The sequence below is a fragment of the Planctomycetota bacterium genome (genome assembly GCA_016125255.1).
GTDB lineage: Bacteria > Planctomycetota > Phycisphaerae > Phycisphaerales > Zrk34 > RI-421.
In genome coordinates, this window is sequence record WGMD01000012.1 from 151,941 (window position 1) to 172,801 (window position 20,861).

A 20,861-nucleotide genomic window follows, 5' to 3' on the forward strand; every position below is an offset into this window, starting at 1 on the left:
AGGTGTCGGGTGCTGTGCGACACTTCGTTTTCGTTCGGTCGAATGAGATGTTGTGACATTTCACAGGAGGTTGGCATGAGCAGTCACATGATGTGTGCGCGGCGGCGGTGGTGGTGCGCGTTGGCGGGGGGGTTGATCGCGCTGATGGCGTGTCATGCGATGGGCAAGGTGTTCGTCTGGGGCGACCAGATCATCAAGCCGCCGCGCTGGCCCAAGAATTCGACGATTAACATCTACATCCAGGTCGATCCGAAGGCGCAGGGCCGCGATGCGCTGGTGCGGGATGGATTTTTGCGGTGGTCGGAGGCGTTGATGGCGCGGATGGTGAACATCAATGTGGTCATCGGCAATCCGCCGGCGAATGCGACGAACGTCGTGAAGGTCACATGGGAGGCGGACGGGGGCACGCTGGGGCCGGGGCAGAACGATGCGGAGTCCGGCCCGACGACGGACGGCGAGAAACTCGACGGGGGCACATCCAAGTTCCGCAATGCGCTGCCCGCGGGCACGATGTCGGAACAGGAGTACCTCAAGAATCTCGCCGAGCACGAGATGACGCACATCATCGGTCTGGCTGACGACGCGACCGGCACCGTCACTTCGCACACGCAGAATTCCGATGAGCGCAGCGCCGACGGCGACGGCAACCTCAACGGTCAGGACAAGAAGGAGATCAGTGCGTTGTACGGCCCCGCCGCGGCTGGCGGTGCGGCCGTCCCGCAGGGCAACGTCAATCCGTTGCCGCCGCCGCAGCTCAACGTCTTCCCGTTTCAGATTCAGTTTCAACCCGCCAACGCCGTGCCCGACCCCAATGACCCGGAGCACATGCCCAACATCAACTTCGGCATCGATCCGAGCATCGTCGACAGCATTGAACTGCCGCCGGGCTGGCTGGCGCTGGTGCCCAACGGACCGGTGCTGCCGACGGATCCGTTCTTTGACACGCCGACCGACGGCTTCGTGAACCCCGAGCCGTACGATACGTCCAACCCGATCACCTACATCGCGCTGCGTGCATCGGAGGCGCAGGCGATCATCGACGGACTGCCGTCGGGATTCGATCCGGCGTTGACGGTGGACAATCCGACGTTGACGGTGACGTTTCATATGACAGGCGATTATGCGCTGGGGCTCATTCCCGTCTGGGCCGGCGGGGAGATTCAGTATGTGCTCGGCCCGGTGGCGATCCCGGAGCCGTCGAGCGCGGCGGTGATGATGATCGCGGGGGCGATGATGTTTCGGCGCGGCGCGGTTGGCAGGCGGCGGTCGCGCGGTATGATTCGCCCATGAGGTACTTTTCCATTCTCGCCGCGTGCATCGTGTTCGTGACCGGCTGCGCCGCTTCGGGCGGGCAGGTGTTTTATGTGAGCGTCGGGGGTGCGGGCGTGGTCGCCACGTACGACCTGGACTCCGCCACCGGCGCGATCAGCCGCCGGCCGGATGTGGCGGTCGGCAAGGACCCCGGTCCGATCGCGATCAGCGCCGACGGCAAGCGGCTCTACGTGGCGGCACGCGGCGACAAGACCGTCGTCGTCTGCGACATCGACCCCGCTACCGGCACCATCACCCCGCGGCACACCACGCCGCTGCCCGGCTCCGCGCCGTTCATCGCCATCGACCCGACCGGCCGCTACCTCCTCGCGGCGTACTACACCGAGGGTATGGTGTCCGTGAACCGCATTGATGATGACGGCAACGTCGTCGAAGGTCCCGTGCAGGTCGTCAAGACCGACAAGAACGCGCACGCCACCATCTTCGACGCCAGCGGCAAATTTCTTTTCGTGCCGCACACCGGGCCCAACGCGGTGTACCAGTTCAAATTCGACCCGGCCACGGGTATGCTCAGCCCGAACGATCCGCCGATGGTGCATCCGCCCGACGGGGCGGGGCCGCGTCACATGCGCTTTCATCCGAAGCTCGATCGCGCCTATACGGTCAACGAACTGGGTTCGTCGGTGACGTGCTACACCTTCGACCGCGCCCACGGCACGCTCACGCCGATGCAGACGCTCACGACGCTTCCGGGCGATTTTCAAGGCAAAAACACGTGCGCCGAGATTCATCTGAGCGCGGATGCGCGCTTCCTGTACGCTTCCAACCGCGGGCACGACTCGCTGGCGGTGTATGCGATCAATGCATTCGACGGGTCATTGCGATTTATCGAACGTGTGGAAACGGAGGCGGTGCCGCGCGGATTCGCGATCGATCTGGAGGATCGATACGTGGCGGCGGTGGGCGAAAAATCCGGGGGGATTACGGTGTACCGGCGCGATGAGCGCACCGGTCGCCTGACCAGTCTCGGTCACGCCGAGCTTGGGCCCAAGCCCAACTGGGTGACTTTCTATCGTTTACATTGATCATATGGAATATGACGCTGACACGGACCGGCGCGATTGGGGCGCCTGGTTGTTGACATGAATTGCATTTTGGTCAGTGGACTGAACCGGGGTCCCCGAGCATACGATACAAGACAATGAGGCGGCAGGATGTTTGCAGTTTCCGGGTGAAGGACCGCCGATGAATCAACGCGCCTCGAATCTCGTCAGCAAAGTGGTGGTGGTCGACGACGATGCGGAGCATCAGCGGATTGTCCGCCGCGCCGTCGAGACGACCGCGCATCTGTTCAGTCCCGAAGACGCGCCGGCTCGGATCGTCGTGTGCGCCGATCCGGCCACGGCGATGGCGCATCTGCAGACGGACGGGATATGCGTCGTGCTCTGCGACTACGCGATGCCCGCCGGCTCCGGCCTGGATTGGCTGCCCAAGTTCGTGCACGCCCGCGTCGGCCCGGTGCTCCTGATGACCAGTCACGGCTCGGAGCGCATCGCCGCCAAGGCATTCCACAGCGGCGCCGCCGATTATCTCGTCAAAAGCGACTTCATCGAGCAGCCGATGATGCTCGCGCACGCCATCGCCCATGCCGCGCGGCGCTACCGTCTGGAGGAACTCAATCGCGAGCTCACGGGTCAGCTCAAGCAGGTCACGACGGATCTGGCGCGCAAGAACCGCCGGCTCTCGGAGCTGAGCGATGCGGCGCACGGGTTCGTCGACGACGTGGCGCACGATTTCCGCACGCCGTTGACCGTCGTGCAGGAATATGCGGCGATCATTGCGGACGAGCTCGACGGCCCGGTCAACGACAAGCAGCGGCAGCATCTGAACGTCATCATGGCCGCGGCGCGCGAAATGTCGCACATGGTCGACGATTTCCTGGACTCGACGCGCCTGCGCGTCGGCACGGTCCGGACCGATCGCCAGTCGCACCGGGTCGCCGACCTGATCGATCGGGCGATCCAGATGCTCACGCTTCAGGCCCGGTCGCGCCAGGTCACGCTCGAAACGCGCATCGCGCCGGATGTCAATCCCGTGTATGCCGACGGCGAGAAGATCCGTCGCGTGCTGATCAATCTCGCGTCCAATGCGATCAAAGTTTCGCCGCCCGGTTCGACCGTTTGTCTCGCCGCGGAACCTGATGCGTGCGGCGACGTGCGCGTGAGCGTCATCGATGCCGGGCCCGGTCTGGACGAAGCGCAGCGGGACCGCATCTTCGAGCGCTTCCATCAGGGCGACGCCGAAGGCGAGCACGAGCCGCATGGCGCCCGCGGCCTGGGGCTCGGTCTGAGCATCGTGCAGCAACTGGTGCAGCTCAATCTCGGCCGCGTCGCACTCGTCAGTCGTCGCGGAGAAGGCAGCACCTTTTCCATCACGCTCAGCGCCGACGAACCATCCCGCATCCTCCACAATTTTCTCCACAGCCGGCTTCACGCCGACGACAGCGCGGAACTGGGCGCGATCCGGTTCGGCGCCGCTGACGAAAATGAATTCGAGTCGCTTCACCGATTGCTCGCACACACCGGCGCCTCCTCCGAATTGATCCTGGCCCATCCCTCGCACCGGTCGGTGCTGGTCATCGGACGCTGGCCGTCGACGGCGGCGCGGGCGGAGGAACTGAATCAGACCATCGAGGCGTCCCGCCGGTCACGAGGACAGAGCGGGGCGTCTGTGCGTTTGAACATTCTGGGGTCCTGGCCGCTGAACGAATCGCATCGTGCGTTGCACGCGCAGCTCACCGCGGCGATCGAATGGAGTACTGATCATGCGTCCGTGCATACTGCTCATTGATGATGATGAACGCCTTGTCGCCGCGCTGCGCCTTCGACTTGAAGAGTCCGGCTTCGCCGTCGCCGCCGCCGCCGACGGCGCATCCGGTCTCGCCGCCGCCGCCGAGCATCGCCCCGGCGCGATCGTGCTTGATCTGCATCTGCCTGACCTGGACGGCTACGACGTTTGCCGCCGCCTCGCCGCCGACGTGTCGCTGGCGTCGATTCCTGTGATCGTGCTCTCGGGCAAGGACGATGCGCAGGCCCGCCGCGCCGCATTCGATGTCGGCGCGGCCGACTTCCTCGCCAAACCGTACAACTCGCTCGATGTCCTGGCCGCACTGCGCTCCGTCGTCAACATGGACGACACCGACGCGCCGGCGCGCCGCTCCGCCAGCGCCTGAGGCATGACTCCGTTTGTAACATCTGCGCCGCCTGCTCCGCCGCGCCAACCGTCGCATCACGACAAACGATCGACCCGCGCTTAACCGGCGGCGGGGCGGCGACGATGATGCACACGGACCCGGCGCGTCGACGAGGAGCAACGACATGGATCATTTCGTCACCGGTCGTTACGGACACTGGCCCGACGCCTCTTCGCAGAGCGGCCGCAGGATCGAAGCCGACGGGGTCGACGCGTGTCAGGACGCGCTGGACCTGCCCGGGTTCGAGTGGGCGGAGGACGCGGCGGCGGATCCGTGGGCCCATGCCGCTCAGCTCCCCAATCTCTTTGAGGAAATCCTCGAATCGACGCCCTTGCCGCCGATGCCTCCGCGGCAAAGGACCGTCCCGCACCCCCGCGGTGACCGCCGTTGATCGACCGCACCGTCCCCGGCCGATACTACAATGTCACCGCATGAATCCGACGCTTGCTGAACATATCGATGATCTGATCGCGCGCCATCTGAGCGACCTGGTCGCCTTGCGCCACGATCTGCATGCCCATCCGCAGCTCGGCTACAAGGAAACCTACGCCAGCGCCATGGTAAGGCGCGAGCTTGACGCGGCGGGCGTCGAATATGAAAAGGACATCGCCCAAACCGGCGTCGTCGGGCGCCTCGGCGACGGCGGCGGCGCGATCGGTCTGCGGGCTGACATGGACGCGCTGCCGATCGACGAGCAGACGATGCTGCCTTACGCTTCGCAGCACCCCGGCTGCATGCACGCCTGCGGACACGATGGGCACACCACGATCCTCATCGGCGCCGCCCGCGTCCTCAGCGAACTGCGCGATCAGTTGCCGCGCCCGGTGCGCTTCGTGTTTCAACCCGCCGAGGAAATCGGCGCGGGGGCCAAGCGCATGATCGAAGGCGGGGCGCTGAAGGATGTGAGCACGATGTTCGGACTGCACGGCGTGCCGATGCTGCCTGTGGGCGTGATGGCCAGTCGTTCCGGTCCGCTCATGGCCGCCCCCGCCGACTTCACCATCGAAGTGCGCGGCCGCGGGGGCCACGGCGCCATGCCGCACCTGTGCCATGACCCCATCGTCGCCGCCGCACAGATCGTCACCGCGCTTCAGACGATCATCACACGCGACCGCGATCCGGTGGACCCGGCCGTGATCAGCGTCGGCTCGCTGCACGCCGGCGAAGCGCCCAATGTCATTCCCGACACCGCGACGATTCGTGGCACGTATCGATTCATCACGCCCGCCACCGGTGTACTGCTGCGATCGCGCATGAACGAAGTCGCCGCGCAGATCGCCGCCGCGCACCGCTGCACCGCCCATGCGACTTTCGATCAGGGCTACCCCGTGCTCGTCAACGACCCGGGCGTCTGCGCCTACGCCATGAGCATCGCCCGGCGAACGCTCGGCGAAAAGGCCGTCATCGACCTGCCCGTCCCCGTCATGCCCGGCGAGGACTTCGCGTTTTACGGTCAGCACGTGCCCAGCTTCTTCGCCTTCATCGGCGTCCGCCCGCACGATCGCCAAGACTACCCCGGCCTGCACTCAAGCCAGTACGACTTCACCGACGCCGCCATCCCCGTCGGCATCCGACTCATGTGCGCCTGGGCCTTGAACGGCGGACCCTCGGCGTAATCCGGTCACATCGCCGAAACGACCGGCCTCGGCAGCCCCAGAAAATTCGCCAGCAGCATCGGCCCCTCGACCGTCAGAAAACTCTCGGGATGGAACTGCACGCCTTCGATCGGCGCCTTGTCCCATTTGCGCCGCATCCCCATCACCTCGCCCTCGGCCGTCCACGCGCTGATCTCCCACAAATCCGTCGGCACCGTCTCCCGCCGCACCACCAGACTGTGATACCGCGTCGCCTCGAACGGATTGCTCAGCCCCGCGAACACGCCCTTGCCGTCGTGATGGATCGGCGAAGTCTTGCCGTGCATCAGCCGGTAGTTCCGCTCGACGATCATGCCGTGCGTGAAGCCCATGCACTGATGCCCCAGGCACACGCCCAGAATCGGCACGCGCCCCTCGAAGCGCAGGATGATGTCGTTCGACACCCCGCCCTCCGCCGGCGTACACGGCCCGGGCGAGATGATGACCCGCTCCGGCTTCATCGCCTCCGCCTCGTCCGCCGAAATCTTGTCATTCCGCACCACGCGCAGATCCAGCGAAGCGTCAAGCTCGCCAATCCGCTGCACGAGGTTGTAGGTGAAGCTGTCGTAGTTGTCGATGAGAAGAATCATGGGAGAAGGGGGTCGGGGGTTAGGGGTTGGGGATCAGGGTTCTTCACGTAGGTTGGGTCCGCTACACTTGACCCATCCTACTCGCATAACGTCAAACCGCCACACGAGAAATCAATTCATTCTTCAAAATCGAAATGCACTGAAGATTCACACATTGTAATGCGTTTATCGTTTTTTGCATAGAATCGGCCAGGTTCCATTCTCTGCGTATTGATAGCGACGACTCGGATATTTCTAGCAACCGTCATTGACCCAATCACGAAAGCGATTCGTCCTTTCACCAACTTCGGTAAAGTTGATCCTAGAATACTTAAGCTCGCTGGCTCCATCTCTCGTACCCAATCGATGATTGGTTGCGAATCTAGGTCGACGGCAATTTTGTGAGCACATTCGTTGCGAATCTTGATCACTTTCGATGCTGTCCGAAATGTTTTTTCGTTAATCAGGCCACTCATGTATGCAACTTGCAACTTTACGGCAGCATTACCGAGTGGGCCCGTGGGTCGAAGCAGCATATCCGAAAGTTGAGCATTGTTTACCCAATAGGCACGCAGCAGTTCGGATACTGCATTGTCAATGTCGGCAGCTACGACCAGTACACAGCCGCGATCAGACTCCCCCTTTAGACGTTCGATGTACTCATCGTAATCTGCTGGAAATTCACCCGATGAATTGAGAATTAGTTCTGTTGACTCGTCAGTCATTGGTCTTCTTGATGTGGTTTTGCTCAAGTCTACACGTACATCTACGCCTTCCACATATACATGCCATTCTAGCAAGAAAGTCGGCCGCGAGCGGCTTCGCTAAACGGGGGGCGTCGGCGTGTCATTTACTCCGCACTCCGCATTCCCCGTTCCGCACTCGATTCACGCGGCGGGTTTCCAGTCGGCGACGCCGTCGAGGGTCACGAGGAACAGATCGTTCGTGATGGGGTAGGGCATCGAGCGGTAGTCGTCGTCGATGCGTTGCTGGAGGCGGTGGACGAAGTTGTCGGGCTCTTTGGGGAAGGCGATGAAGATATCGCGGGCGGGGATGGCGACGAGAAAGTTGCCGCCGAATTCGGGGGCGAGCTGCGGGTAGAGTCGGTCGAGCAGGAGGCGCGAGGCGTCGTAGCCGTCGCCCGTGTTGAACAGGGCGGCGGCGCCCTCGGCTCCCTGGAAAAGCTGAAGTTCGAGATTGGGGCGATAACCGGCCAGGTTCGTGCGGGCCATGGCGTCCAGGTCATCGAGCCCGATGCCCCAACGGATAAGCTGCTCCGTGGTGACGGGCGTGGCGGCGCCGTTGAGCTCGACCATGTAGAGAATCACGGTGTCGTTGATGTAGGGCTGGTGGGCGATGAGTTCGGGGCGCGTCGAGCGGAAGACGCCGTAACCATGAATCCGCGGCATCACCTTTGTCCGCACCACCTCCAGCGGCAGCGGCGTCTCTTCGAGCATCTGCACATTGCGCACCGCCTCGACGAACTCGGCGATCATCTCGTGCACCTTCGAGTCGTCCTTGAGGAAAGCGCGGTAGAGATCTTCGAGTCCGACGACGCGATCGTCGACGGTCATCTCCAGCGGGCCGGTGATGTGGATGGTCGAGCGGTCGTAGAGCTTGCGGAAGGAGCGTGCGACGTGCTCGGTGAAGGCCTCGGGTTCTTTGGGGACGTTGGGCATGACCTCTCTCCGGTCATTGTTACGTCGCCGGCGATGCCCACGTTCATCGCAGACATCTGATCCTATGCCCGATATCGGCACGCGGCGACGGATGGCTTGATCGGGAAATCACCGAGTCGGGCGTGACGCGGCTCATTGGGCCATGTTTTGGAGGGATTGGGGAATCTGGGGGCAGGCGCCCTTCTGCGAAGCGACGAAAGCGCCGAGATGATTGGCCATCGCGATCGTGCGGGGCCAGGGCCAGCGGTGCGTCACGCCATGCAATAGCGCCGCCGCCGTCGCATCGCCCGCGCCCACCGCGTCGCTCCCGCTCGTGTCCACGCTCACTGGCTCGCCCTCAAACTTCCCGCCGGGCGTATACACCACCACGCCGTCCGGCCCGCGCGTCAGCGCCAGCCAGTGCAGATCGAACCGCTTGAGAAGCGTCGCCGCCGCGTCGTCGAAACTGCCGCCGAGGTTGAATAGATCGTCGAGCGTGCGCAGCTCCGCCGTGTTGAGCTTGAGGGCCGTGGCGATCTCGCAGCTTCGCGTCAGACTTCGGCGATCGAAATAATCCTGCCGCAGGTTCACATCAAAAAGGCGCACCGCCTGTCGGGCCGTCTCGGCGAAACGGTAGATGTTGTTGCGCGACTGGGCCTCGCGCTGGGCCAGCGAACCGAAGCACACCGCATCGGTGCGCCGGGCCAGCGCATCCAGATCGGGGTCGTACTGAATGACGTCCCACGCGACATGGTTGACGATGTCATACGTCGGCTCGCCGTCCGGGCCGGTGCCGACGATGACGGTGCCGGTGGGGCGGTCGGGGTCGGTTTGCAGATAGTCGACGCTCATGCCGCGCTTGGTCAGTTCGTCGCGCACCTGTCGGCCCATGTCGTCCTGCCCGACGCGCGAGACGACAATGCCGTGGTTGCCGAGCTGCTGTGCATGCACCGCCACATTCAGCGGCGCGCCGCCCAGATGCGCTTCGTCACCGAAGACATCGAACAGCGCCTCCCCGAGGCCGACAATCGTGCGGGCATTGGCCATATGTCGGGCATTATACGGTTTGGCAATGGGGTGCACAGCCGCTACGATGCCCCGGCCAAAGGAAGCCCACCGCACGATGAGCAAATCAACGAACATCACCTGGCACGACGGCGTCGTCGGCCGCGAGGAGCGGCGGGAACTGCTCGGCCACACCGGCGCGACCCTCTGGTTCACCGGCCTCAGCGGCAGCGGCAAGTCCACCGTCGCCTGCGCCGTCGAGCAGGCGCTTTTGCATCAGCGCGTGCACAGCTACCGGCTCGACGGCGACAACGTCCGCTACGGGCTCAACAACAATCTGACCTTCTCCGCCGAGGACCGCACGGAAAACATCCGCCGCATCGGCGAGGTCGCCAAACTGTTCGCCGATGCCTGCGTCATCGTGCTCGCCAGCTTCATCAGCCCGTACCGCACCGACCGCGACCGCGTGCGGAAGCTGCACGAGGACGCGGGCCTGGCGTTCGTGGAGATTTACGTGCGTTGCCCCATCGAAGTCGCCGAGCAGCGCGACCCCAAGGGGCTCTACAAAAAGGCCCGCGCCGGCCAGATCAAGGGATTCACCGGCATCGACGACCCCTACGAAGAACCCGCCGCGCCCGAACTGATCGTCGACACGAGCCAGTTGTCGATCGAACAGGCGGTCGAAAAAGTCGTCACATACTTGAACGAGCGCGGACTCATCGCCGCCAAATGACCGATACGAAGGAAATGACCAATGACCAAGCACCAATGACCAGGGAAGGAACGGCCTGCGGCCTTTCATTTTGACATTGGGTCATTGAACATTGCCTTGGTCATTGGTGCTTGGTCATTGGTCATTTTCTCCACCATGCCTATCGACCTTCACATGCACTCGACCGCTTCGGACGGCACGGATGCGCCGGCGGCGCTGGCGAAGCTGGCGGCGGAGGCCGGGCTCTCGGCGATCGCGCTGACGGATCATGACACGACGGCGGGGCTCGCCGAGTGCGCCAAGGCGTGCAAGCGGCGGAAGCTCACGTTTGTGCCGGGCATCGAGCTTTCGACGGAGCGCGGCAAGCCGCGCGGTGCGCTGCACCTTCTCGGTTACCACATCCGTGAAGACGCCCCGGCCCTGCGGGCCGTGATCGACGAACTTCAGGAAGCGCGTCGGATGCGCAATCCGCAGATCGTCGAGTCGCTTCAGAAACTCGGCGTGGACATCACGCTCGACGAGATCGCCGCCGAAGCGGGCGAGGCCGGCGCTTCCGGGAGTGCGACGATCGGCCGGCCGCACATCGCCGCCGTGCTCGTCCGCAAAGGTTACGCCAAGTCGATTCAGGATGCGTTCCGGCGCTACATCGGATTCGGCGCCCCGGCCTACGCCCGCAAGGACAACCTCGCGCCGCAGCGGGGCATCGAAGCGATTCACGAAGCCGGCGGCGTCGCCGTGCTCGCCCATCCCGTGCAGCTCAAGTGCGAGGATGACACTGAACTGCAACAGCTCGTCGCCCAGCTTGTCCGGGCCGGGCTCGACGGGCTGGAGATCTGGCACTCCGATCACACGCCGGCGATGGTGGATCAGTACCGCCGGCTCGCGGAGCGGTACGAGCTGATCGTGACCGGCGGCAGCGACTATCACGGGCTGCGCAAACAGATTGCGATCGGGTCGCAGGCGGTGCCCGACGACGTGCTCGCGTCGCTGGCGGCGTCATCGAAGTCCGCGTAATCCGCCCGGTTTTAAGCGCACCGTCGCAAAACGCCGATGCGTATTGCAAACGAGTCGGGGTCGGATTAGCATGCGATTTGTGAGAGGGTCCGGGGCGGTGTGCGGCGTGGTAATCTCACTCAATGATCGAAGGGATGTAACGTGAATCAGTCGGTGATGCGGTGTGCGTGGTTGCTGGTGTTGTCGGTCGGGACGAGTCTTCATGCGGCGAATCTGACGCTCTGCCCGGAGCGCGAAGCTTCGCCCGCCGGGCTCGAGCCCGCCGCGACGAACGAGCCGTTCAAGGCCGGTTCGTGGAACCTGAATCTTTACGCGGGCCAGTGGCGCGAAGCGTTCGGCGGGGACAACGAGAAGCTGACGTTCGGCACCGTCGACGTCGAATACTTCCTCCGGGACGACCTCTCGCTCAACGGCGAGTTCGTCGGTTACAGCGTTGACCAGCGCGAACCCGATGCCGCCGCGTTCGGGTTCAACCTCATCGGTCGATACTACTTCTGGAAACCCGTCGATGCCTTTGCGATCTACTTCGAAGGCGGGGCGGGCATCTTTGAAGGCGATCACCGCGTCCCGACGCCCGATGGCACGCACCACAACTTCACCCTGCATGTCGGCTTCGGCGCCCGCTATCAGCTTGCACAGAACCTCGCGCTCATCGGCGGGTTCCGCTACTTCCATCTGTCCAACGCCTCCATCGAAGGCAAAGCCCGCAATCCGTCCATCGACGGGTTCGGCGGCTATGGCGGATTCTCCATCGACTTCTAAAACACCGACCTCGCACAAATCGAAAGCTCAGGGATGGCCATCCCTGAGCTTTTTTCACATGCGCAAAACACCACCCGGCGATTGAGGCGGATCGCCGGGTGGGCACATCAACACCGTCTCCCGGCTTGGCAAGACCTGTTGGGGCCGGTGTACTTCTTCCCTTTCAATCCACGGGCAAACAATAGCCCGGCCGCACGTGCGCACGGTTTGGCGGCGATGAGCTTTCAATGAGCGGCACGCCTCGCAGACATTCTCACATTCTTAAGAATGTGAGAATGTCAATATGTTTTGATGTGCCGGGGCGCGATCGGCGGCGCTATTCGCTCTGCGGGCGCAGAAGCTGTTCGCGCTGGAGCATGACCTTGAGTGTGAGGCAGACCAGCTCGATCTGCGTCGAGTCCATGATACTCGAGAACGGCAGGGCGATGGTGCGCTGCGCGATCGTTTCGGTGGCGGGGTAGTCGCCGGGTTTGAACCCGAAGCGCTCGCGGTAGAAGGGTTGAAGATGAATCGGCGGGAAGTAGTTGGCGCAGCCGACATCGTGGCGGCGCAGGCCTGTGAGGATGCGGTCGCGCTCGCGCGCGGTGTAGTCGTCGGTGAGGCGGACGACGAAGACGAACCAGCTCATGTCCGTGTGATCGCAGACCGTCGGCAGGACCAGGTCGGTGTAGTCCATGAGCCGCTCGATGTACTCGCAGGCGACCTGCCGCCGGCGGTCGAGCAGCTTGTCGAGCCGTTCCATCTGCACCACGCCCAGCGCCGCGGCGACTTCCGAGAGCCGGTAGTTGTAGCCAAGGCGTTCGTGGCTGAGCCAACCGGCCTGCGACGATTGCGTCTCGGGGGCGCGGCCCTGATTGCGCATCGAGCGGCACAGGTCGGCGAGTCGATCGTCATCGGTCACGATCATGCCGCCTTCGCCTGTCGTGATCTGCTTGTTGGGATAGAAGGCGAACACGGCCGCGCGTCCGAATGAGCCGACGGGCTTGCCCTTGTACACCCCGCCCAGCGCTTCGCAGGCGTCTTCGATGAGCGGGATTTCATGACGCTGGGCGATCGAGGCGAGGCGCTCCATGTGCGTCGGATTGCCGAAGGTTTCGACGGCGATGATCGCGCGGGTGCGGTCGGTGATGGCGGCCTCGACCTTGTCGGGGTCCATGTTCAGACTGACCGGGTCGATGTCGACGAAGACGGGCGTCGCGCCGACGTAGAGAATGCAGTTGGCGGAGGCGATGAAGGAGAAGGGCGTGGTGATCACCTGATCGCCCGGGCCGATGCCCAACGCCGCCAGCACCAGATGCAGTCCCGCCGTGCCCGACGAAACCGCCACGCCGTGACGCCGCTTCGTCCGCTCGGCGATCATCTCCTCGAAGCGAACCTGCCGCGGCCCGATGCTCAGCCGCCCCGATCGAAGCACATCCGTCACCGCGGCGATTTCCGCATCGGTGATGTCCGGTGATGAAAGAGGAATGTCAGAAGCCATCGGGAAGTCGACTCATTAATTGGTTGGTTGATGCTCTTGCTGACGGATGGGCCGGCGTTTGGATTCACTCCGCTCGCCGCATTCCCCACTCCGCACTTCCTTGACTATCGGCTCAGCACGTTCGCCAGCGTCACCTTGTCCTGATCGGTGAGCTTGACGTAGGTCCAGGCCGCCTGCACGCGCAGGGGATCCTGAAGCCCCGCCCCGCCGCGCACCAGAAGACGAAGCCGCTCCATGTCCGCATCGTTCATCGGCAATCCGTGCTTGGCACGCAGGAGCAGCGCCAGCGACTCCCCGGCGTCGCTCTTGAAGCTGGTCATCCCTTCGATGAGTTTCTGCGGCTCGGGAGCGTCGGAGCGGACGAGCCCCATGATCATCGCCTCCTGCGTCAGCGCCGGCACTTTGGCCATCAGCGCTTCGATCACCGGCTTGATGTCCTTGGCCTTCTCGCTCATCTGCTCCGTGGCGAAGACGACGCCTTCGAGCCGCTCGCCGCGGAAGCGCACTTCGTTGGGCGGGGCCTCGGCGTTGAGAATGATGCCCACAAGAATCGGCTTGGCCGCCTCGATGTCCAGCCGCTGCGCGTATTGGATCACCCACTGAATCGCCAGCAGATTGTTCTGCTGCAGGAGGCCGAGCACTTCCTTGTCGGCGGGTTGGCCTTGCGCGATCGCCGCGCCGACTTTGCCGATCTGCTGAATCAGCGGCAGCGCATCGCCGTCCATGGGCTTGAACGTCGACGCATCGACCTTGTCCGCCAGATCGACCATGAGGATGGCGAGCCGGATGCGGTCGGCGACGCTCGTCGTGGCGTTGAAGCGCTTGGCCCACAGTTCCGCGGCGCCGGGGACCTTGAACATGATCGCCGTGCGGAGCGTCAGCAGGCCCAGCCCTTCGTCGATGTCTTTCTGTTGCGTGAGGCGCATGGCGAACGGGCCGACCTTGTCGAACTTGTTGCGGATCGCCGTTTGAAGGAGCATCGCTTCGACGGGCAGCTTCGCCGTCGCGTCGCCCTTGTCGATTTCGTCGAGCGCCTTTTCCGCGCCGGCGTCGCCGAGCTGCATCTTGAGCATGGCGGCCATGCCCTTCATCGCCAGATTGTCCGACGACAGCGCCTTGTCGAGCACCGCCGTGCTCTCCAGCGGCTCATTCCTGGACACCAGGTACGACGCCACGATGACCTTCACCGGCTCGCTGAGCCCCGGCCAGGTCATGAGCTGCTTGGCCTGCGGAAGATCGAGCAGGTCGCCGTCGATGGCGGAGGAGACAAGCTGGGCCTGCGTGGCGGCGTCCTTGAGGTCCGCCAGCAGCGCCAGGTCGATGTGATGCGCCGGGTCCAGTTCGCCCAGCCCGAGGATGCCGTGAATCTGCATCACCGGATGCTGCTTGGTGACCAGTTCGCTGAAGAGCGGCTTGAGCTTGGGGTCGCGCATCTGACGCAGCGACCGCAGCAGCACATTGTGCATCCCATTGAGATGCACCAGCGTGGCCTTCTTGAGAAGCCAGACGGCGCTGTCGGCGGTTTCGTCGGCCCGCGTGAGCGAACCAAGGGTCAAAACCGCCATCAAAGCGGCGAGAATGCGGACAAAGGGTCGTTTCATGACGCCATTGTAGTGGGCGCGGCAGGGGGGTACAAACGGACGCGATGGGGCCCGATGGAAAATGGAAAATGGCAATTGGGAAATGGAAAATCGGCGGATTCGCCATTTTCCGTTTTCCAATTGCCATTTGCCATTGAAGAGCGATTCACGCCGCGGGGGCGCTTTGGAGCACGGCCCTGCGCAGGCGATCGACAAGCTGGTCGAGTCGGGCGTCGGTCACGCCGTCGGCTTCGGTGAGCGGGGTCTGGGCTGCGACCTGCTCGGCGAGGCGTTTGTGCGCGGTGACAATGGTCGAATGATTGGGGCGGTGCAGGGCCTTGGCCAGTTCGGGGTAGCTGAGGGTGGTCATCTGCCTCGCGAGATAGATCGCCACGGACCGGGCGAGCACGACGCGTCGATGCCGCCCGCGGTCCATGAGCAGCGTCCGCTCGACGCCCATCTCGCGGCAGACGACGTCGATGATCTGCTCGACGCGCACCGGGCGACGATTGAGGCGCAGGTCATCGGGTTCGAGCAGGCGATGCACGAGCGACGCGCCGATGGGCCGATGACGGATCGCCGTCTCGCGCACCGCCGCCATCGCCGCCAGCCGCGCGAGCAGTCCCTCCATTTCGCGCACCGAGCCGGTGGGGTGATCGGCGAGCAGGTCGAGGGCTTCGTCGATGATGGTCATGCCGCGCCGCTGGGCCAAGGCGGCGAGAATCCGCCGGCGAAGATTCCGCTCGGGGGCCTCGACCTTGACGACCATGCCGCTCATGAAGCGCGACACCAGCGCCTGCGAGAACTGCTGAATCATCTTCGGATGCGCATCGGAGGCGAGGATGAGCCGGGCGCCCTGGAGATCCATCGCGTCGAAGGTGTGCAGGAATTCGGTCTGCGTGGCGGACTTGCTTGAAAAGAAGTGCACATCGTCGACCGCCAGCAGGTCCAGCCCGCGCAGCCGGCGGCGCAGCTCGCCCAGCCGGTTCTTCTGCACCGCCATGACGTACTGGTTGGTGAACTGCTCGGCGGAGGTGTAGCACCATCGGCCGGTCGGATGCTGCTGGGCGTAACGCTGGCAGAGGCCCTGAAGCAGATGCGTCTTGCCCAGTCCGCAGGAACCGTGAATGAACAGGGGGTTCATCGTCACCTGCGCCTCGTCGACCATGCGGCACGCGGCCGTGAACGCCAGTTCGTTGGACGAGCCGACGATGAAGTCGTCGAGCGTATGGCGCAGGGGGATGTGACGCGGGCGCGGCGGGGGGGCGGCCGGTACGGGGACCGCGGCGGCGGTTTCGGTCGTGCGATGTGGACCGGCCGGAGCGATCCTTCGCTCCGATACCGATCCGCAGGCGGGGTCCACGTGCAGGCGCACCTTGGCGGCGGGCCCCAGCTCCGCGGCGGCAAGCGCCTGAAGCTGCTCGTGGAAGTGGCCTTCGATCCAGTCGGCGACGAAGCGCGTCGGCACGGCGACGTTCAACGCCTCCGCGTCCGCCTCGACGCGGGCGGACTGGAACCACATTTCGTATTTGCCGTCGCCCAGCGCGTCAGCCAGTTTTTGCGCAATGCGACAGCGATCGGAATTCAAGGACAGTTCACGGGTCACGTCGTTCCCCAATGAGCGAGCGAAGTCGGGTTCACACACCCTGCCGCGCCGCGCGATCACCGCGCGTGCGTCAGGCACATCGACATCCGTGCGGAATTGCACACGCCTGTTGCGACCGATGCCTCGTTGCCTCGTGTCGCGCTCCTGCGTGTGACGGACTCGATCTTCCGTGACCGAACAGGTCCAAGAATAAGCGACAACTTGATCGAGTCAATAGGTGAGAACGAGATGCGCGATGGGCGAGCATCACATAAGCTCGGCGCATCAAGCAGTTGAGCGCGGCAAAAAAGTTTTGTCCACCGTGCGCGGCGCGCGTGTTGAAAAGTTTGTGGAAAAGTTGATGGTTCACGCATGGGTCATCGTGCTGGCGCGATGCAATGATCGAATCAGCGCGACCTTGCGCGCCAGTCGTCGGAATCCGAAGCGCTTGTAGAGCGTCATCGCCGGCGCATTGGTTTCGTCGACGGCGAGCGTGATGTACGGCTCATCGCGCTGGGCGCACAGATGCAGCCCGCGCTGCATGAGCAGCGCGCCCAGTCCGCGCCCGCGATACGCCGCGCCGATGCCCAGATACACCAGTTCAACGCACTGCGCCGCCGGCACCGGATTGAGCAGTATCACGCCCGCCGGCTTGCCCCCGATGCGCAACAGCGTCCACAGCGCGGGGTCGAACACGCCCGTGGCGCGATGCCCCGCCAGTACATCCGGCGTGCAGCGCAGGCCTTGCAACGCCGGGCAGTCGAGCGTCCGCTCATAACTGGCGTCCAGCACGCTGACAAAATCACCGACCCGCGCTTCCTGATAGCTCTCAAAGGTCACATCCGCCGGCAGCGCGGGCGGCTGAGCATGACCCGGCACGCGCGTCTGCAAATAACAGAGCGTGGTGAGCGTCGTGAAGCCCGCATCGTCGAAGGCCCCGAGCCGCAGGTCGTCATCCGGGTCGATCAGTGCCTGTGCGAGCGTGACCTGCGACGGGGGGAGATCGGCGACGGCGGCGTCGATCAATTCGGCCATCGCCGCCACGTCCCGCCGGCGGTCCAGGCGGCTGGTGAACACCAGCCCGGTCCGTCCGGTCTGCGGGAGGACGACGGCGGCGTGATGAATCTCGCCGCGGGCGTCGAACGCGCCCCAGAGGTGTTCATTGGGCAAGGAGCCGGTGGCGACGTAATCGAGGAGCCGGCGGACCTGAGCCGCGGCCAGCGGGGCGGAATCGGTCTGGATGCGGCGGATCGTCGTCATGGTAAGACTGCGGCGAATAAGGTTTTGACGGCTGGGCGACTGATGGTAGAATACCAAATCAGCCCTTGCCAACGGGAGGTGCGCCGCGTGAAAGCTTTTTCATCGATGCTGGTGGTTCTGACGGTCGTGGCGGCGGCGGCGCTTTCGTTCGTGCCCGCATTCGCCGAGGCGCCGGAGCCGGATGTCGTGCCGTCGAGTTGGGAACTGGGCTTCAAGTATCACACGCCCGCGGTGATCAGTGTCCGCCTGCCCGGTGAGGACAAGCCCCGGCTGTACTGGTACATGACATACACGGTGACGAACGGCACGGGCGAGGACCAGCTTTTCGTGCCGGATGCGGTGCTATTGACGGATGCGGGCGATCTGATGCAGGCCAACCGCTCGGTGCCCCCGACCGTGTTCAAGGCCATCAAGAGCCATCTGGATAATCCGCTGCTCGAAAGCCCGACGCAGATCATCGGCAAACTGCTTCAGGGGCCCGACAACGCCAAGGACGGCGTGTTCATCTGGGAACTGCCCAACCATGACGTCGACCACCTGACCTTTTTCATCGGCGGTCTGAGCGGCGAGACGCACGAAGTCAAGGACGAAGCGACGGGCGATGTGCACCTGCTTCGCAAAACGCTCATGGTCGAATACCAGTCCCCCGGCGACGAGTCGCATGCGGAGATTAAGCCCTTCATCAAAAAAGGCCAGGACTGGGTCGTCCGCTGACCCCCGGTAGCTGGGTTCGGGCTTACGGCTGGCGCCTGAAACCTGAATCCTTGAAGCGATTTTCCCCGCTTGCCCGACGGCCCCGTCCCCGCTATACTCCCCGACCCTATTTGAAGGACCTGCGTCATGGCACATAAGAAGGGACAAGGCTCGACCCGCAACGGGCGCGACTCCAATCCGCAGTACCGCGGCATCAAGCTCTACGGCGGCCAGATGGCCAAAGCCGGGGCGATCATCGTCCGCCAGTGCGGCACCGTCTTCAAGCCCGGCTACCAGGTCGCCCGCGCCAAGGACGACTCGCTCTTCGCCCTCGTCCCCGGCCGCGTCCGATTCTCCGGCCGTCGCGTCCACATCGACAGCGTCGAAGCTTAAACCGTCAGGTTTCAGCCATCAGCAATCAGCAGGGCGCTACGTGTGTAGCGCCCTTTTTCTATGCCCCGCCGGACGCCAATGACCAATGACCAAATCCCAATGACCAATGAAGGAACGGCCTTCGGCCTCTTTCACAGAGTCATTTGAGCATTCCGTCATTCCCTTGGTCATTGGTGCTTGGACATTGGTCATTTCCCCATCATGCTTGTCGATCAGGCCATCATCCATGTCAAAGCCGGCAACGGCGGCGACGGTAAAGTCAGCTTCCGACGCGAGGCGTTCGTCCCCAAGGGCGGACCCGACGGCGGCGACGGCGGGCAGGGCGGTGACGTCTATCTCGTCGCCACGCCCGGCGTCGATACACTGCTCGACATGACCGGTCGCCACCACTGGTCCGCCGAGCATGGCGAGCCCGGCGGATCGAAGGGCATGACCGGCAAATCCGGCGAAGACCTCACCATCAAAATCCCCCCCGGCACACTCGTCTACGATGACGAAACCGGCAAGCTCATCGACGACATGGACACGCCCGGCAAGTCCCTGCTCATCGCACGCGGCGGCACCGGCGGGTTCGGCAACGAACACTTCAAATCCGCCACCCATCAAGTCCCCCGCGAGCACACCCCCGGCACCCCCGGCGAAGCCAAAACCCTCCGGTTCGAACTCAAACTCATCGCCGACGTCGGCCTCGTTGGAAAGCCCAACGCCGGCAAGTCCACGCTGCTCTCCCGCATCTCAAAAGCCCGCCCCAAAATCGCCGACTACCCCTTCACCACGCTTGAACCCCAACTCGGCATCGCACAGCTCTCCGGCTTCCGCCGCCTCGTCGTCGCCGACATCCCCGGCCTCATCGCCGGCGCATCCCACGGGGCCGGCCTCGGTTTCGAATTCCTCCGCCACATCGAACGCACCCGCATCCTGGTCCACCTTCTGGAAGTCGAGCCCACCGACGGCTCCGATCCGATCGACAACTACCGCACCATCCACGATGAACTCGCCCGGTATTCGCCCATCCTTGCCTCCAAACCCGTCATCGTCGCCGTCTCCAAAACCGACACCCTCGGCGGCGACGAAGACGCCGCCACCGCCGCCGCCATGCTCAGCGCCGAACTGAACCTCCCCGTCCTCCCGCTGAGTTCCATCACCGGCCGCGGCCTCACCGAACTCCTCGAAAAATGCTGGTCCACACTCCACCCGAGCGCCGACTGAACCCGCTCGCGGCTTCGCCTATACTCCCCCCTATGTCCATCACCCTCATCGCCATCAGCGTCGGCAATTCGCGCACACAGATCGGCTCGTTCGATGGGACGAACCTGCTCGCTTCGCACACGATCGCCAATGATGCGCTCAATACGTTGCCCGGCCTTCTGGCCGAGCTCGGCGAGGCGCCGGCGATTTTTCTCAGCTCGGTCAACGAACCGGTGGCGGAGCGCATCAGCGCCATGATCGAGGCCGACCTCGTGCGCGTCGAGCGCGATGTGAACATTCCCATCGGGCGCAAGCTCGATGTCGAATCCATCGTCGGCGAGGATCGACTGCTCAACGCCGCCGCGGCCTTCGATCAGATCAAGCAGGCGGTGATCATCGTCGACGCGGGCACCGCCCTGACCGTCGACTTCGTCGATGGCGAAGGCACGTTCCACGGCGGGGCGATCCTGCCCGGCGCCCGCATGATGCTCCGCGCCATGCACGAATACACCGCGCAGCTTCCGCTCATCGACCTCGCCGAGCCCGACGAACCCATCGGGCACTCGACCCGGCAGGCCATGTTGACCGGCGTCGTCAACGGTCTGCGCGGCGCGGTGCGTGAACTCGTCGAGAAATTCGCCGAAGTCTACCGGGGCTACCCGAAAGTGATCGCCACCGGCGGGGATGCGGCGCTGCTTTTTGAGCGCTATGATCTGATAGAAGCCATCGTGCCGGATCTGACGTTGCGCGGCATGGCCCTGACGCATCGCACCGCGACAAGTCAGTCCGAGTAATCGGAGACG

20 protein-coding genes are annotated in these 20,861 nt (G+C 64.0%); 12 read left to right on the forward strand and 8 right to left on the reverse strand.

From position 1 onward, the window contains the following. Positions 1-75 precede the first annotated feature (75 nt). The 5 genes from GC162_11595 (at position 76) to GC162_11615 (ending at position 6,141) form a co-directional block, all read left to right on the forward strand. The gene (locus GC162_11595; protein MBI1369281.1) at positions 76-1,290 is read left to right on the forward strand and encodes a hypothetical protein; all 1,215 of its coding nucleotides are present in this window, start codon (positions 76-78) and stop codon (positions 1,288-1,290) included. Then, a complete protein-coding gene (locus GC162_11600; protein ID MBI1369282.1) occupies positions 1,287-2,357 on the forward strand; it encodes a beta-propeller fold lactonase family protein in 1,071 nt (356 codons plus the stop codon). The genes GC162_11595 and GC162_11600 overlap by 4 nt, the downstream gene beginning before the upstream one ends. Positions 2,358-2,517: 160 nt before the next feature. After that, positions 2,518-4,122 (forward strand): response regulator, encoded by a 1,605-nt coding sequence (locus GC162_11605; protein MBI1369283.1) that lies wholly within the window; start codon positions 2,518-2,520, stop codon positions 4,120-4,122. Continuing rightward, a complete protein-coding gene (locus GC162_11610; GenBank protein ID MBI1369284.1) occupies positions 4,097-4,504 on the forward strand; it encodes a response regulator in 408 nt (135 codons plus the stop codon). Before GC162_11605 ends, GC162_11610 begins: the two co-directional genes overlap by 26 nt. Positions 4,505-4,608: 104 nt before the next feature. Next, positions 4,609-6,141, forward strand: coding sequence for an amidohydrolase (locus tag GC162_11615; GenBank protein MBI1369285.1), 1,533 nt, complete (start codon positions 4,609-4,611; stop codon positions 6,139-6,141). A 5-nt stretch (positions 6,142-6,146) separates the two neighbouring features. Here GC162_11615 and GC162_11620 read toward each other — a convergent pair whose 3' ends face one another. The 4 genes from GC162_11620 to GC162_11635 all read right to left on the reverse strand — a co-directional run bounded on the left by GC162_11620 (position 6,147) and on the right by GC162_11635 (position 9,529). Next, the gene (locus GC162_11620; protein MBI1369286.1) at positions 6,147-6,749 is read right to left on the reverse strand and encodes an anthranilate/aminodeoxychorismate synthase component II; all 603 of its coding nucleotides are present in this window, start codon (positions 6,747-6,749) and stop codon (positions 6,147-6,149) included. A gap of 116 nt (positions 6,750-6,865) precedes the next feature. Beyond that, positions 6,866-7,453, reverse strand: a complete 588-nt coding sequence (locus tag GC162_11625; protein MBI1369287.1) for a hypothetical protein — start codon at positions 7,451-7,453, stop codon at positions 6,866-6,868. 162 nt (positions 7,454-7,615) lie between these two features. After that, entirely contained in the window at positions 7,616-8,407 is a 792-nt protein-coding gene (locus tag GC162_11630) for a DUF1444 family protein (GenBank protein ID MBI1369288.1), read from the reverse strand. 132 nt (positions 8,408-8,539) lie between these two features. Continuing rightward, complete coding sequence (locus GC162_11635) at positions 8,540-9,529, reverse strand: carbohydrate kinase (GenBank protein MBI1369289.1); 990 nt, start codon at positions 9,527-9,529, stop codon at positions 8,540-8,542. Here GC162_11635 and cysC point away from each other — a divergent pair. The 3 genes from cysC (at position 9,510) to GC162_11650 (ending at position 11,879) form a co-directional block, all read left to right on the forward strand. After that, positions 9,510-10,124 carry an adenylyl-sulfate kinase gene (gene cysC / locus GC162_11640; protein ID MBI1369290.1) on the forward strand — a complete coding sequence of 205 codons (615 nt, stop codon included), beginning with the start codon at positions 9,510-9,512 and terminating at the stop codon, positions 10,122-10,124. The two genes, GC162_11635 and cysC, sit on opposite strands and share 20 nt — an antisense overlap. 135 nt (positions 10,125-10,259) lie before the next feature. Further along, positions 10,260-11,117 carry a PHP domain-containing protein gene (locus GC162_11645; protein MBI1369291.1) on the forward strand — a complete coding sequence of 286 codons (858 nt, stop codon included), beginning with the start codon at positions 10,260-10,262 and terminating at the stop codon, positions 11,115-11,117. A gap of 141 nt (positions 11,118-11,258) precedes the next feature. Then, on the forward strand, positions 11,259-11,879 hold the full coding sequence (locus GC162_11650) for an outer membrane beta-barrel protein (protein ID MBI1369292.1): 621 nt from the start codon (positions 11,259-11,261) through the stop codon (positions 11,877-11,879). 316 nt (positions 11,880-12,195) lie between these two features. Here GC162_11650 and GC162_11655 read toward each other — a convergent pair whose 3' ends face one another. From GC162_11655 to GC162_11670, 4 genes are all read right to left on the reverse strand, one after another. Next, positions 12,196-13,359 carry an aminotransferase class I/II-fold pyridoxal phosphate-dependent enzyme gene (locus tag GC162_11655; protein MBI1369293.1) on the reverse strand — a complete coding sequence of 388 codons (1,164 nt, stop codon included), beginning with the start codon at positions 13,357-13,359 and terminating at the stop codon, positions 12,196-12,198. A gap of 104 nt (positions 13,360-13,463) precedes the next feature. Further along, complete coding sequence (locus GC162_11660) at positions 13,464-14,960, reverse strand: hypothetical protein (GenBank protein ID MBI1369294.1); 1,497 nt, start codon at positions 14,958-14,960, stop codon at positions 13,464-13,466. Between the two features lie 145 nt (positions 14,961-15,105). Further along, positions 15,106-16,665: a chromosomal replication initiator protein DnaA gene (gene dnaA, locus GC162_11665; GenBank protein MBI1369295.1), complete on the reverse strand. Its 1,560-nt coding sequence runs from the start codon at positions 16,663-16,665 to the stop codon at positions 15,106-15,108. Positions 16,666-16,890: 225 nt separating this feature from the next. Beyond that, positions 16,891-17,784: a GNAT family N-acetyltransferase gene (locus tag GC162_11670; protein ID MBI1369296.1), complete on the reverse strand. Its 894-nt coding sequence runs from the start codon at positions 17,782-17,784 to the stop codon at positions 16,891-16,893. Between the two features lie 87 nt (positions 17,785-17,871). On the opposite strand from GC162_11670, the gene GC162_11675 reads away from it, so the two are divergent. The 4 genes from GC162_11675 (at position 17,872) to GC162_11690 (ending at position 20,852) form a co-directional block, all read left to right on the forward strand. Continuing rightward, positions 17,872-18,498 carry a hypothetical protein gene (locus GC162_11675; GenBank protein MBI1369297.1) on the forward strand — a complete coding sequence of 209 codons (627 nt, stop codon included), beginning with the start codon at positions 17,872-17,874 and terminating at the stop codon, positions 18,496-18,498. A gap of 126 nt (positions 18,499-18,624) precedes the next feature. Then, the gene (locus GC162_11680) at positions 18,625-18,870 is read left to right on the forward strand and encodes a 50S ribosomal protein L27 (protein ID MBI1369298.1); all 246 of its coding nucleotides are present in this window, start codon (positions 18,625-18,627) and stop codon (positions 18,868-18,870) included. A 201-nt stretch (positions 18,871-19,071) separates the two neighbouring features. Then, on the forward strand, positions 19,072-20,079 hold the full coding sequence (obgE, locus tag GC162_11685; protein MBI1369299.1) for a GTPase ObgE: 1,008 nt from the start codon (positions 19,072-19,074) through the stop codon (positions 20,077-20,079). After that, a complete protein-coding gene (locus GC162_11690) occupies positions 20,046-20,852 on the forward strand; it encodes a type III pantothenate kinase (protein ID MBI1369300.1) in 807 nt (268 codons plus the stop codon). The genes obgE and GC162_11690 overlap by 34 nt, the downstream gene beginning before the upstream one ends. The last annotated feature ends 9 nt before the right edge of the window (positions 20,853-20,861 follow it).